At 37.3% G+C, this 14174-nt stretch carries 14 protein-coding genes; 10 read left to right on the top strand and 4 right to left on the bottom strand.

Going from position 1 to position 14174, the window contains the following annotated elements:
• The first annotated feature begins 19 nt into the window (after positions 1–19).
• From NST66_RS06015 to NST66_RS06040, 6 genes are all read left to right on the top strand, one after another.
• Positions 20–928: a C40 family peptidase gene (locus NST66_RS06015; protein ID WP_340843203.1), complete on the top strand. Its 909-nt coding sequence runs from the start codon at positions 20–22 to the stop codon at positions 926–928.
• Between the two features lie 12 nt (positions 929–940).
• Positions 941–1948, top strand: coding sequence for an ABC transporter ATP-binding protein (locus NST66_RS06020; RefSeq protein ID WP_028414018.1), 1008 nt, complete (start codon positions 941–943; stop codon positions 1946–1948).
• A complete protein-coding gene (locus tag NST66_RS06025) occupies positions 1948–2724 on the top strand; it encodes a serine hydrolase (RefSeq protein WP_260506360.1) in 777 nt (258 codons plus the stop codon). The genes NST66_RS06020 and NST66_RS06025 overlap by 1 nt, the downstream gene beginning before the upstream one ends.
• A 338-nt stretch (positions 2725–3062) precedes the next feature.
• The gene (locus tag NST66_RS06030; RefSeq protein WP_013056190.1) at positions 3063–3614 is read left to right on the top strand and encodes a hypothetical protein; all 552 of its coding nucleotides are present in this window, start codon (positions 3063–3065) and stop codon (positions 3612–3614) included.
• 109 nt (positions 3615–3723) lie between these two features.
• A complete protein-coding gene (locus NST66_RS06035; protein WP_034266572.1) occupies positions 3724–4251 on the top strand; it encodes a GNAT family N-acetyltransferase in 528 nt (175 codons plus the stop codon).
• An 86-nt stretch (positions 4252–4337) separates the two neighbouring features.
• On the top strand, positions 4338–7106 hold the full coding sequence (locus tag NST66_RS06040) for an EAL domain-containing protein (protein WP_182029448.1): 2769 nt from the start codon (positions 4338–4340) through the stop codon (positions 7104–7106).
• 38 nt (positions 7107–7144) lie between these two features.
• Here the strand turns inward: NST66_RS06040 and NST66_RS06045 are convergent, their stop codons facing one another.
• Both NST66_RS06045 and NST66_RS06050 read right to left on the bottom strand, forming a co-directional pair.
• Entirely contained in the window at positions 7145–7981 is an 837-nt protein-coding gene (locus NST66_RS06045) for a TIGR03943 family putative permease subunit (RefSeq protein ID WP_182029450.1), read from the bottom strand.
• A gap of 16 nt (positions 7982–7997) precedes the next feature.
• Positions 7998–8867 (bottom strand): permease, encoded by an 870-nt coding sequence (locus NST66_RS06050; protein WP_033578462.1) that lies wholly within the window; start codon positions 8865–8867, stop codon positions 7998–8000.
• A 259-nt stretch (positions 8868–9126) separates the two neighbouring features.
• Between NST66_RS06050 and NST66_RS06055 the strand changes: the two genes are divergently transcribed.
• The 4 genes from NST66_RS06055 to NST66_RS06070 all read left to right on the top strand — a co-directional run bounded on the left by NST66_RS06055 (position 9127) and on the right by NST66_RS06070 (position 12956).
• Positions 9127–10077 carry an ABC transporter substrate-binding protein gene (locus tag NST66_RS06055; protein WP_028414012.1) on the top strand — a complete coding sequence of 317 codons (951 nt, stop codon included), beginning with the start codon at positions 9127–9129 and terminating at the stop codon, positions 10075–10077.
• A gap of 90 nt (positions 10078–10167) precedes the next feature.
• Complete coding sequence (locus tag NST66_RS06060) at positions 10168–11175, top strand: FecCD family ABC transporter permease (protein ID WP_028414011.1); 1008 nt, start codon at positions 10168–10170, stop codon at positions 11173–11175.
• Positions 11172–12152, top strand: coding sequence for a FecCD family ABC transporter permease (locus NST66_RS06065; RefSeq protein ID WP_028414010.1), 981 nt, complete (start codon positions 11172–11174; stop codon positions 12150–12152). Before NST66_RS06060 ends, NST66_RS06065 begins: the two co-directional genes overlap by 4 nt.
• A gap of 18 nt (positions 12153–12170) precedes the next feature.
• Positions 12171–12956 (top strand): ABC transporter ATP-binding protein, encoded by a 786-nt coding sequence (locus NST66_RS06070; RefSeq protein ID WP_028414009.1) that lies wholly within the window; start codon positions 12171–12173, stop codon positions 12954–12956.
• 29 nt (positions 12957–12985) lie between these two features.
• Here NST66_RS06070 and NST66_RS06075 read toward each other — a convergent pair whose 3' ends face one another.
• Together NST66_RS06075 and NST66_RS06080 are read right to left on the bottom strand one after the other, a co-directional pair.
• Complete coding sequence (locus NST66_RS06075; protein WP_028414008.1) at positions 12986–13285, bottom strand: hypothetical protein; 300 nt, start codon at positions 13283–13285, stop codon at positions 12986–12988.
• A gap of 88 nt (positions 13286–13373) precedes the next feature.
• Positions 13374–13925, bottom strand: coding sequence for a TVP38/TMEM64 family protein (locus tag NST66_RS06080; protein ID WP_028414007.1), 552 nt, complete (start codon positions 13923–13925; stop codon positions 13374–13376).
• Positions 13926–14174 lie beyond the last annotated feature (249 nt).

Below are 14174 nucleotides of genomic sequence, written 5' to 3' on the forward strand. Positions count from 1 at the left end.
CAGGGAGGAGAAATAAGTGATGGATAAAAAAGCGTATTACGTTTGTGTAGCTGTGGCGACTGTTTGGACTTCCTATGACTCTAGCAGAGAAATAGATGACAATGCAACAAGTGTCCCAGTACAACTAGATAAATGGCTGGAGCAATTAACGTATACACGTCGGTTGGAGCTTTGTGAGAAAAATTTAGTTCAAACGCAGCTGTTACTAGGAGAAGAAGTATATGTAACGGAACTGAAAGGTAAATGGGCAAAAATCGTTATTCCTTCTCAGTTTTCTTCTAAAGATGAAAGAGGATATCCCGGGTGGGTTCCTTTCCACCAACTGATTTCCCAAGCTGAATATTCTCCATTAAATAAACCAACGGCAGTGGTATCAGCAGCGATTGCGACACTGCAGCTAGCGGAAGAAGCCTTGCAAATTAGTTATCAAACGCAGCTGCCTCTTTTAAAAGAAGATAAAGAATGGCTAGAGGTTCAAACACCGGTTGGCACTGGGAGAATAAAACGTCAAGATGCTGTTGTAATAGAGGATAGAAACCGTAAAACAACAAAAGGAACTGGAGATATGATTATTGCAGCAGGAGAACAGTTTTTGAATCTTCCATATTTATGGGGGGGTATGAGTGCTTGGGGATATGATTGTTCCGGGTTTGCCTATGCTACTCATAAAGCAAACGGCTATCTTATTCCAAGAGATGCCACCGATCAAGCAAGGAAAGGCAAAGAAGTAGGATTAGACTCTATTCAACCCGGAGATTTATTGTTTTTCGCTTATGAAAAAGGGAAGGGGTCTATCCACCATGTTGGTATTTGTTATGGCAGAGGAAAAATGCTTCATTCACCTAAAACGGGTAAAACCGTCGAACTGATTGAATTAAAAGGAACGCTTTATGAAGAAGAGCTGTGCGCAGCCCGGCGCTATTATTAGGAGGTGGCAGTTATGACAGCGAAGCATTTGTTAGAAGTAAAGCAGCTGAGCAAATATTTTTCAATTACGAACAAGCAGGTTTTGAAAGCAGTAGACGGCGTGTCTTTTTATATTTCAAAAGGAGAAACCTTTGGACTTGTTGGTGAATCCGGCTGCGGAAAATCCACTGCCGGGCGAACAATCATTGGATTGTATAACCGTACATCAGGAGAGGTGCTTTATAAAGGGAAAAACGTGCATGAGCTATCAGAGAAAGAGAAATTTGCTTTTCATCGTAATATGCAAATGATTTTTCAAGATCCATATGCTTCACTGAATCCTCGTTCTACCGTAAAGGAGATTATCTCAGAACCAATGGAGGTTCACGGACTTTATTCCAATAAAAAAGAAATGCTGAACCGGGTGTATGAGCTGCTAGAAGATGTGGGGCTAAATCGTGATCATGCCAACCGCTATCCTCATGAGTTCAGCGGCGGGCAGCGCCAGCGCATAGGGATTGCGAGAGCTTTAGCGTTAAATCCAGAATGCATTATTGCAGACGAACCTATTTCTGCTTTAGATGTATCTGTACAGGCTCAAGTAGTTAATTTATTAAAAAAACTCCAAAAAGAAAAAGGGTTAACTTATTTATTTATTGCACATGACTTGTCGATGGTAAAGCATATAAGCAATCGTATTGGAGTTATGTATTTAGGGCATTTAGTAGAATTAACAACAAGTTCGGAGCTGTATCAAAAACCGCTTCACCCATACACTCAAGCTCTACTGTCAGCTATTCCTATTCCTGATCCTGACGTTGAGGATAATCGGAAGCGGATTGTTCTTAAAGGAGAATTGCCAAGCCCCATTAACCCTCCCTCTGGCTGCGTATTTAATACACGCTGTCCTCTTGCAGTAGCAGCCTGTAAGACTCAAAAACCAGAGTGGCAGGAAGTTGAAGAAAATCATTTTGTGGCCTGTCACTTATACAATCAAAAGATAATGAGTACCAACTATATTGAAACAGCTGCGACAAAATGATGGAAAAAGCAAGAGTGAAAATAGAAGATGCAGTTACGAAATGGAAACGGAGTAATAATGGACTTATACGGATTCATATTGAAGGGAAAGAATCCATACAGATTAATTCTTTTATCCAACAACGAGCAGCAAGTACAATCAAGCTGCTGCTTGCAATAGAGGCGTTTCGTCAAATTGATGAGGGCATCTTGGCTTTAACATCTGTCATTCAAAGAATGGAAAAAAATACGGTTGGCGGAGCAGGTGTACTTAGAGCTCTTCCGCGGTTAACACATATTAAAGTGGAAGAGCTGCTTACCCTTATGATAATGGTTTCTGACAACACAGCTACAAATGAGCTCATTTCTTTAGTAGGATTTGAAAAAATTAACGAATGTGCTAAAAATCTAGGATTAAAGAAAACCGTTTTAAACCGCTATATGATGGACGAAACAGCTGTTAAACAAGGGATTGATAATTATACGTGTGCCTCTGACGTAGTAAAGTGCCTAAAGGAAATATGTGAAGGAAACTTTTTGCGAAAATCTAGTTGCGAAAAAATAATGAGAATGCTAGAAATGCAGCAGTTTCGGCATAAGCTTCCAGCACGTATAGGATCAGCGTTTCAAGCTGCGAATAAGACTGGAGAACTACAGGGAGCGGAACATGATAGTGCTATTCTCATGCGAGGTAACGAAACGTATTATGCCGTTGTTTTGATAGATGGACTAAGTGACAATGAACAGGGAAGGAGATTGATTACTGATATTGGATACCTTCTGTCATCTAACATCTAAAAATCTTTTGACCATTTCAATAAGCGGGGGTAGTTTGGTCTCTTTTTATTTAATGTCTTCCATCAAAGAAAAACTCACATGTACTAATAATAAATGCTTGTCTTCTCAGATTTTGGCGAGACCGTTGTTTGCAGTGCTGGATTTGTGCTAGTAATAGATAAACATGTTCTTTTTCATAAAATTTTATGAAAAAATAATGATAAATCATTCATCCTATACCAACTTATTCATATTTTTTATATAATAGAATAATAGTATATATTTTAAACGAATAGTGAATGTCTATGCCAATTAGCAAGGAGCATGAAATTATTCGATTCATAAATGGTGGTGTATGTATGGCAAACGAACATGTAATGATAGATATTATAAAAGCATTTAAACGCAATTCAACTGAATCCATTGCCATGGATTTAATTAAGGAAGTGCGAGGGACATTTAGTCCTTTACCTAAATATATAGCGGATTTAATTGATGAGCTGAGAAAATTAAATTTAAAAGACGAAGTGATCAGTGTAATCTTGTATCAATCTGTATATGTGGCGGATCATCAATTTAATATTAAAGATACCATTACCAATCGTCAGTTTGTAAAAGATACGATTGAAATGGGCAGAAGATGGGTGCATCAGTACGGCCGAATTGAAACAGTAGAAGAAGCAATTCATATTGCAGAGCAAGTGTCTACAAAAGAGGACTTGCCTCATCATTTGCAAACAGCAACAATTGACGAAAAAATTACGCTTGAGGTGCAGCTTGATCATCAAACGTATGAAATGTTAAAAAATATAGCGGTTTATTATGATCATCATTCCTATGAACAGTCAATGACTGTAGCAATTAATCGTTTATATACGCAGCTGCGCGATGCACAATCAAAAAATAGTTAAATGTCAAATCTCACATGTTCCGTGCACCATGTGAGATTTTTTAAGATGTGAAAGAGGCGCAGATGAAAATGTCTTGCTCCATCATTCATCAAAAGGAGGGAGAACATAGATGAGGGTATATTTATCTCCTCTTCAAGAAAAAGATGCTTCTAAAGTTTTTGCATATTGGTCGGATGAAGAGGTTACGAGATATATGAATATTGAGCCCTTTACGACGCTTTATCAAGCGGAAAGCATGATTGCACTTCTTCAAAGTTTGACGAAAGAAGGGAAAGCAACACGCTATGCTATTCGATTAAAGACTTCCGATGAGATTATTGGAACTTGCGGTCTAAACCGTATTGATTATGATAAAAAGCAAGCAGAGATTGGGTATGATTTAGGCAGACCTTTTTGGAAAAAAGGCCTCATGACAGAAGCGCTCTGCCTTTTGCTAGAAAAAGCTTTTGAAGAGTTTCATATACGGGAGATTGAAGCAAAAGTCGATCCTAATAATAAAGATTCAATTACGCTTTTAAAAAAATTCTCGTTTCAATTAAAAGAGGCGTATAAGTCAGATGATTGTACGTGTTTATACACCGTCAATAAAGAAAAAGTGAGCGCGATATTGTCAGGACGCTCAAAAAGTAAGAAGTAAATCCAACAGAAGTTCTTTTGAAATAGTAAATATTTTTAGGCCTTAACCGATAACAAAGAAAAGAACGAATTGAAGGAAGGTCATGAATGAATCATCATACACATTTACTAGAAGGGACGTACAATGAGTTACTCGTTACACTTTCTTTCCTTATCGCTATTACTGCGGCGTACGCTTCTTTTGGGTTAGCTAATCGTGTGAAAATTTCCCGGGCAAAATTTATTCAGTTTTGGTTAATCAGCGGGGCATTTACATTGGGAGTAGGCATTTGGTCCATGCATTTTATTGCCATGCTTGCTTTTCACTTGCCCGTAGATGTTTCATACAATTTATGGTTTGTTCTTCTCTCAATCTTGGGAGCGATAACAGGATGTTATATAGGCCTTTACCTCATTCACAAACAAAAGAAAAGCATGAAGGCACTCACCATTGCGGGGAGCTTTATGGGAGCTGGAATTGTTTTTATGCATTATTCCGGCATGATGGCAATGGAGCCCATTATGATTTCATATGATCCATTTGTCGTTTTTCTCTCTATTCTCATTGCTGTTGCTGCTTCTAATACAGCTTTGTGGCTTGGTTTTTACTCAAAGCTAAATGAAGGGAAGCTTACGGTTTTTGCTAAGCTTATTTGTTCTACTATTATGGGCATTGCTATTGCTGGTATGCACTATACGGGCATGCAGGCAGCTTCTTTTTCAGGAATGCGAATGCCTGAACAATCAAACGGTTTTGCTTTAAATCCACTATATTTATCCGCCGTTATTATTTTTTTTGTTGTCTGCCTATTTACGGCTGTGTTTTTAACCATTTTTATGGATCGACGCGTACAAAAACAAGAAGTTTTAAAATGGGCTTTTTTTGAATCTGCCCTGGATGCTATTTTGGTGATTGATGAAAAAAGACATGTTTTATCGCTCAATTATGCAGCAGAAACGCTTTTCTCTCTTAAAGCATCAGATGTAATCGGGAGTGATGTTGTTAAGCTGCTGCCCTTCTATAAATTTTCTTCTCTACAAGACGGACGGACTGAGCACTCCCTTTTGATAAGTAATAGAGAAGTTACGGTTGAGATAACGGTGATGGCGGTAGCGATTGAAGAGACGGTTGAGTATATGCTGTATATACGCAATATGACGCAAGAGCGTGAAGCGGAAAAAACGTTGATTGAAGCAAAAAATCGTTATGAAAACTTGTTTTACTCCTCTCCATTGGCAATTATGGTCCATCGAGAAGAAGAGGTCGTGTCCGTGAATGATGCTATGATTCAGCTTTTAGGAGTAACGGAAGACCAGCTCGTTGGGAAATCGTTATATGATTTCTTTTCATCTGAACAAGTTCCTGATATTAAAAAAGGATTGAAGGCAGTAAGAGATAGAAAAGATGAGCCAAGACCTCCATTAGCTCAGTTGAAAATGTTTAATGCGTTAGGTAAGGAACTCTTTTTAGAAGTAAAATCTACGCTCATTCAAATTAATGGAGAGACGCTTTTTCAGACAGTAACTAGAGATGTAACGGAGCAGAAAAAAGCTCAAGAATCGCTTCAATATATGGCTTTTCACGATATGCTAACAGATTTACCAAATCGAAGTATGTTTTCAAACATTGTAGAGAAATCCATTGATTCAGCAGCTGCTTCAGGAAAAAAGCTTCATTTCTTATTTTTAGACCTCGATCGTTTCAAACAGGTAAATGACACGCTTGGTCATCATGCTGGAGATCAGCTTATGCTTCAGGTGGTCGATCGAATGAAGAGCTGCCTAAGAAACCAAGATGTGCTTTCGCGTTTTGGAGGAGATGAGTTTTTAGTTTTACTGCATGATAGGACGGATGAAGAAGTGAGAAAAATCTGTCAATCATTAAATGACTGCTTATCCACTCCTTTTGTAGTGCTATCGAGAGATGTTTATTTAGGGGTAAGCATCGGAGTTAGTTTATTTCCTAAAGATGGAAAAACGCTTGAGGTGCTAGTTCGCCATGCTGATTTAGCGATGTACGAAGTCAAAAAACAAGGGCGTAATCATTATCTGTTTTATCAAAAAGAAATGCAGGTTCATACTACGCGACGAATGAGAATTGAAGATGGTTTACGAAAGGCTTTTGAGCTGGGCGAAATGGAGCTTCACTATCAGCCGAAAGTCAATATTCAAAGTGGCCATATTGTTGGAGTGGAGGCTTTGATCCGGTGGACTCACGCCGAGCTGGGCGTTATTTCTCCCGCAGAATTTATTCCGATTGCTGAAGAAACAGGCGTTATTGTTAGATTGACGAAATGGGTATTAAAAAAAGCGTGCCATCAAAATAAGTATTGGCAGCTGAAAGGACTTCCTCCCTTAAAAATGAGTGTGAACATATCAAGCGTGGATTTTGGTACAACTGATTTTGTTGATTATGTGTTAGATGTCTTGCGTGAAGTAGAGTTAGAATCACGATATTTAGAACTTGAAATTACGGAAAGTGTAACGATGAAGCATGTTGAGCAAACAATCGAAAAGCTACAAATTTTAAAAGATGCAGGAGTATTTATTTCGATTGATGATTTTGGCTCAGGATATTCCTCATTCAGCTATATTCAGAAGCTGCCTATTCATACGCTGAAAATTGACCGGTCTTTTATTAAAGATTTAGATCCTAATACAACGGAAGTATCGATTGTCAGAGCCATTATTACACTAGCCAAAAGTTTGCAGCTATCCGTCGTAGCAGAAGGTGTAGAAGAAGTTGAACAAGTAGAACTTCTTCATAAAGAAAAATGTGATGAAGTGCAGGGATACTATTTCTCCAAACCGATTTCAGCGCAGGAATTTTATGAGAAATTTCATAAAATCGAAGAAAAAATGGAATTTGTTCATTAATGTAAAAAGCCGTTCTTATTTAAAAGAACGGCTTTTTATTATTGGTTATTTCGATATACATAAGGGTCTTTTGGAGACTGCTCACGCTTTACTTTTGTTACTTTCACAACAGGGATGGTTTTTTTGAACGGCTGGTAATACATTGTACTAATTTTTCCTGTAACCGTTGCCCAGTCATCATTTTTAAAAGTAACATCATCTGGAAACTCAATAAGCATTCCAAACACCCCTGAATCTGCAATACAATGAATGATACCAAAGCGAAAGAGAAAATATTGATTCTTTTTTAATTCTTTCGTTTGATACATAAATCCTTTAAAAGAAATGGTTTTGTCAGTGAATTCACCAGGATATCGGTAAATAGTCTCCATTGCATTTAAAAATTCCTCGTCTTCTAAGTTGATATTTTCTCCTTTAGAAAACTTTTTAAGATCACGATGAATCATTTTGTCATAGGCTTCTTCTCCGTAAAAAGAACTTGTGTCAGGCTGTAAAAATTGATGAGAAGAATAAGGATCATTTTTGTCATAAATAGGAAAATGAAACCCTTTAGCTTTAACAATATTAGAATCAAGGGTTGCGACAGGTAAAAATAAGACCGTGAGTACAGGTAAAATATAAATTGGGTACCATACTCTTCGTTTCCATTTGCCATCTTGCTGATTATGGACGCATCCACAGCTACAATCATCATCATGTTTTTTAGGGCCTATCATGTAAAAGATTAATTCTGCAATGGTCAAGAACCAAAGGACAAAGATGGTGCAAAATGAAATCCAGGAATATTTCATATTGATATATTTTGAGATATCCCCAGTTGCATGAAGGTGCATGAAGATGAATGTAAACCCTATTAAAATTAAAATACGAATCATGCCAAATCCCTCCTTACTAATGAACAATTAAAATCGAAACAATAAGTACTAAAATGAAGACATACGCCAAAAGCGTAAAGACAAATTTAGTCTTAAACTGGCTTAGCATCATCAGCGTATTCTTGATATCAAACATTGGACCGAATACCAAGAATGAAACAATAGCACTATCTGTAAACGTACTGCGAAACGAGGAAGCGATAAACGCATCTGCAGAGGAACAAAGCGATAATACATAGGCAAGTCCCATCATTACCGCATTTGATGAAACATTTCCTTGTCCCAATGAAAGTAAAGTAGAGGTCTTCACGAACGTTTGCATGCCGGCGGCAATTAATCCGCCAATAATTAAAAATTTCCCAACAGAAAAAAACTCATCAATAGTATGACGAATCGATTGTGAAACTTTCTCACTCATTTTCTTGGGGGAAGTATGCAAATGAACCTCACGTTTTGTCTGAGGTGCTTTGAATTGAACACTTAAAATAAGACCTACAAGTAAGGAAACAATAAAAGCTACTCCTGCCCGATAAAATACTATTTTCCAATCATTTCCGAAAGCTACAAAGGTAGAAAATAAAACAACAGGATTAATAATAGGGCCTGTTAACATAAAAGGAATGGCAGCATAAAGGGGAACCCCTTTTGCCATTAAGCGCCTAGTAATAGGAACAATTCCACATTCACAGGCTGGAAAAAGAGCTCCAATCACACTAGCTAATATGACAGCACCTATTTTATTTTGAGGAATAACTCGAGCCATCATTTCATCCGTTACAAAAATTTGAATAATCCCTGAAATGATCACGCCTAATAATACAAAAGGAAGAGCTTCAATAAGAATACTAATAAATATAGTATTCATTTGTAATAGAGACGAATTCATTATTTTCACTCCAAAATTAAGTTTATCTAAAATGTATTAGTGCAATAAAGTTGTATTTGGTCAACTTATACATAGTGTATCGTAAAAAGGGAAGGGAATAAAGCTTTTTCAAAAAGAAGTGAAAGGATTTTTTTGTTATTTATTCAAAATATGTCCCGTATTATGAGAAAACTATTGACTCATCTTGAATTAACAGATAACATTGATGATAATGATTATCAGCGTCATCAAGAGTATATACATAGGAGGAAGCATTAAAATGAAGCAAGTTAAAAAGATTAGACTTCTCAGTATAGCTACTATTGTTGCTATTTTATTTGTTCTAGCAGGATGCGGGTCAAATCAAAATTCTTCAAAAGAAAATTCAGATAATAACCAAAAGGTGTCTGTTCAGCATGAGCTTGGAAAAACGAAAGTTCCTAAAAATCCTAAAAAAGTAGTTGTTCTTGAACTATCCTTTGTGGATGCTCTGCAAGGTTTAGGAATGAAGCCAATAGGGATTGCAGACGACAACAAAAAAGATATGATTAAAAAACTTGTAGGTGGAAAGATTGACTATACTTCAGTAGGAACACGTCAACAGCCGAATTTAGAAGTAATTAGTTCCCTGCAGCCGGACTTAATCATCGCCGATGTGCAGCGTCATAAAGCAATTTATAAAGAATTAAACAAAATTGCACCTACAATCGAATTAAAAAGTCGTGAATCTACATATGAAGAAAATATAGACTCATTTAAAACAATTGCAAAAGCAGTAGGAAAAGAAAAAAAAGCAGAGCAGCGATTAAATGAGCATGAAGAAACGATTTCGAAATTAAAAAATGAGTTAAAAGAAGAAAGTGGTCAGACAGTCTTACCAGCAGTTGTCAGAGATACTTCTTTCCAAGCGCATACGTCTTCTTCTTATGACGGAGAGTTTCTTGAAAAGCTAGGGTTGAAGAACGCTGTGCAGAACAAAGAAGCATATGCTGAAATGAATTTAGAACAGTTGTCAGACATTAATCCAGATATTTTAATCCTAGCAAATAATGAAGGCAAACTTGTAACGGATGAATGGAAAACAAATCCTCTTTGGGAAAATTTAAAAGCTGTTAAAAATGATAAAGTGTTTGTAGTAGACCGTGATTTATGGACAAGATTCCGAGGGGTAATTTCAGCTGAGGCAATTGGAAAAGATACGGTTAAGTTACTAAACAATAAGCAGCAGTAATATAACGGAATCTGACAAAGAGGCGAGAATAGTTATTCTATTCTTGCTTCTATTTGTTTAGAAAAGAAAACTGTAGAAAGTGTGTTGGAAATGACAAATCTTGTCCAAAAGCAAAAAATAAATAAATACATTGTGTTGGTAGCTAGTGTTTGTTTGTTAATCATCGGAATGATTTTACATGTCGCTGTGGGATCCTCTGCAGTTAGTTTTACAGAAGTAATTAAAGCAATTTTTGCTCCTGATGACTCTAAGCAGACAACGATCGTACAGACGCTCAGGTTGCCAAGAGCCGTGCTGGCAGCTCTTATTGGAGCCAGCTTGGCAGCTGCTGGAGCATTGATGCAAGCTATTACACGAAATTCGCTTGCTTCACCCCAAGTGTTTGGGGTAAATGCAGGTGCTTCATTAGCGATTGTAATAGCTTTTATTCTATTTCCTGATTTTACCTCTCAATCAACTGTTTATATTGCCTTTTTAGGAGCAGCTTTAGGAGGAATAACGGTTTATTTGTTCGCATCGGGCGGAAAGACAACTCATGTGAAACTAGCACTTGCCGGAATGGCCGTGCATTTATTTTTATCGTCGCTTACTCAAGGAGTGATTGTGTTAAATGAACAAGCTACGGACGTTTTGTATTGGCTTGTAGGTTCTATTAACGGGAAAGACTGGACTCATGTAAAAATTTTGTTACCTTGGTCATTTCTAGGTCTTCTTCTAGCTTTTGTATCATCTCGTTCTATATCGATTCTAGTGTTAGGAGAGAATATGGCAACAGGTTTAGGCGAAAAGGTAAAATGGATTCGCTTTTTTGCAGGTATACTAGTCATTATGCTTGCAGGTGCATCTGTTGCCGTTGCGGGGCCAATTGGGTTCGTAGGTCTCATTGTACCTCACATAGCTAGAAAATTAGTAGGAGGAGACTACCAGCGAATCCTGCCATTTTCAGCTCTATTAGGAGCCATTTTGCTTGTCTATGCCGATGTACTTTCTCGTTTCATTGCCTATCCTTTTGAGTCGCCAGTAGGGATTGTAACAGCTCTTATCGGAGCTCCTTTCTTTTTATATCTTGCTAGAAAAGGGAGGAATATTAAGCAATGAAAAGAAAACACCCTTATCAAATATTAAGTATCTTATTGCTATGTTTAATCATCACGGTTGTAATTAGCTTAGGAGTAGGAGCCGTTTATATTTCCCCTGCAGAAATCTTTCAGCAAATAGTAGGTAGTTCCCAAGGTAGTTCCTTTATTTTAACAAATTATCGCATTCCACGTACCCTCATTGCTATTGTGGTCGGTGCGGCTTTAGCGGTAGCAGGAGCTATTTTGCAGGGGATATTAAAAAACCCGCTTGCTTCTCCTGATGTTATCGGTGTAACAAAAGGAGCAGGGTTATTCGCCGTTTTTATTTTAATTGTATTTCCAGCTGCTTCTATGCTTCTGCTGCCGCTTTCAGCTTTTTTAGGAGCATCGGTCATCGCCGTTATACTCATGGTGTTTTCTTATTCTCAAGGAGCTAAAACTCATACGCTGGCTTTAGTGGGTGTAGCTTTAGGAGCTATTTGCCAGGCTGGAATTCAGTATTTTATGATTAAGTTTCCAGATGACGTGAATACAACTCTTCTTTGGCTTACAGGAAGTTTATGGGGAAGAGGCTGGAGTGAGCTTTTGATGTTAATTCCTTGCGTCGTACTTGTTCCTTTTATTATTATATTTGCATCTAAGCTCGATATTTTAAACTTAGGAGATGAGATTGCAGTTGGCCTAGGAGAGCGAACAAAGTACGTTCGTTATACACTATTGAGTATGGCTGTGATATTAACCGGTTTATCTGTAGCTGTAGTTGGGTCAATTGGATTTATTGGTTTAATTGCTCCTCATATTAGTAGGAGGTTAGTAGGGAGTCGGTCGAAGTTCTTGTTACCAGTTTCAGCAGCAGTAGGTGCTTTATTCCTGATAATTGCTGACAGTCTCGGAAGAGGGGTTGTGCCGCCCATTGAGATTCCTGCTGGAATCGTAACATCCGTTATTGGTGCCCCTTATTTTCTATATTTACTGCGGCGTGAACAGAAAAAATAGGAGAAAGGAGGAAGAGTAATGACAAAGTTAACTGCGGAAAAACTTTCGCTATCATATGATTCAACTTCAGTTATTCGCGATATTGACCTTCACATTCCAGAAGGAAAGATAAGCATAATCATTGGATCAAATGGCTGCGGAAAATCAACAATCCTTCGTTCATTGGCGCGTTTATTAAAGCCGACAGAAGGAAATATTTATTTAAACGGAAAAGATATTCATCAACATTCATCAAAAGAAGTAGCAAAAAAACTGGCTATTTTGCCTCAAGCTCCTGAAGCTCCTGAAGATTTAACAGTAAAAGAGCTATGCTATTATGGTCGTCACCCTCATAAAGGCTTATTTGCTCGCTATTCTGCTGAAGATCATCAAATTGTAGAGGAGGCTTTACAAGCAACTAAACTGTCTAATTTAAGTCATCGCACACTGGATGCGCTCTCTGGAGGACAGCGTCAAAGGGCCTGGATTGCAATGGCATTAGCACAGGGTACGGAGCTTCTGCTTTTGGACGAGCCTACCACATATTTAGATTTAGCTCATCAGATTGAAGTGCTTGAACTTCTTCGTTTCTTAAACCAAAAGAGAAATTGTACAATTGTGATGGTCTTGCACGATTTAAACCAAGCAGCTCGCTATGCAGATCATTTAATCAGTATTTCAAACGGTCAGATTTACAAAGAAGGTTCTCCTGCTCAAGTATTTACAGAAGAAATGATAAGGGATGTGTTTAATTTATCATCAACTATCATTCAAAATCCAGTTGATGGTTCACCTCTATGTATACCAACTGGAATCATAAAATAAACTGCACTTAAAAAAACAGCGTACTATTTTCACATAGTACGCTGTTTTACATTTAAGGTCAGAGCTAACAGTTTATACAATACATAGATTCCAAGGTATGCACCGGTTAATAAAAAAGCTGAATTTAAAAAGATTGCATGAATGCTCGTCATAAAAACAGTATGATTTTTTAAGATACGATAGATAGAAGCAGCGGCTATATTTCCAAATACTAGCGCTGAAAGAAGGGCTAGCGTATTAAAAACTAGTTCTGCTCCTTTCCACTTTAGTGAGAAAAAAAGCATGATAATAGGAACAATAATACTTGCAGAAACCAACAGGAAAATCAATGGACCATCTCCAATACGTTATCTTATTACAGTTACATAGGATAATGTTTTTACTTATTTTTAGATAGTCTTCCCTTTTTATAGTCTGTTAAGCTTTTTTCTTCCATTTTTTACTTATATAAAAAAGTAAAGTAATGGATAAAACCACTAAGATGATTTTTCCTTGCATAGATCCTTGTGAAATATGATAAACCGAATAAACTTCAATAAAAAGCGCTGGAATTTTTCCAAGTGCGCTAGCAGAAATGAATACCGCAAAGGAGCCTTTTCCTACAGCACTGAAGAATGTAATGAGGCCTGATGGAACAAAGGGAAGTAATCGCAAAGAAAGAATGAATATAAAACTCTCTTTCCCTTGTACGCGCAGCAGCTTTAGCCACTTGGAGTGAGAAGGTGTTTTGGTATGAACAAGTGTACGGAAACCTTTTCGGTACAGCCAAAAAGAGAGAGCTACACCTAAAACTTCTCCAATAAAAGAAAGTAAAAATCCATTCCAAAAACCAAATAATTTTACGTTTACGAACGTAAGGGGCGCGCTTGGAAATACGCCCGTAATGCTAATAAGGATGTTCAAGAGAACACTAATAAGCTCTGCTGCTTCTAAATGTTCAAGCAGAAATGTTTGAAGATAGTCAGTCATGGTTATACTCCCGTTTATGTTTTATATGTAGGGCTAATTTAAGCTCATTTTCTACTATTATATAATTTTTGGCATGAAATAAGCAGTCAGCAGTTTATAAAAAACGAAACAGGGTAACTACTTACTAATGAAAGACGATTTACTGATTTGAAGGGATGGACAACTCATGTTGAAATTTTTGCTTGTTATTGTGGTTGTATTATTAATTATTATGATTTTTAAACGCATTATCCGAAAATAAAAATGCTA

The sequence above is a fragment of the Priestia sp. FSL W8-0524 genome (assembly GCF_038005965.1).
In the GTDB taxonomy this organism is placed as follows: domain Bacteria; phylum Bacillota; class Bacilli; order Bacillales; family Bacillaceae_H; genus Priestia; species Priestia zanthoxyli.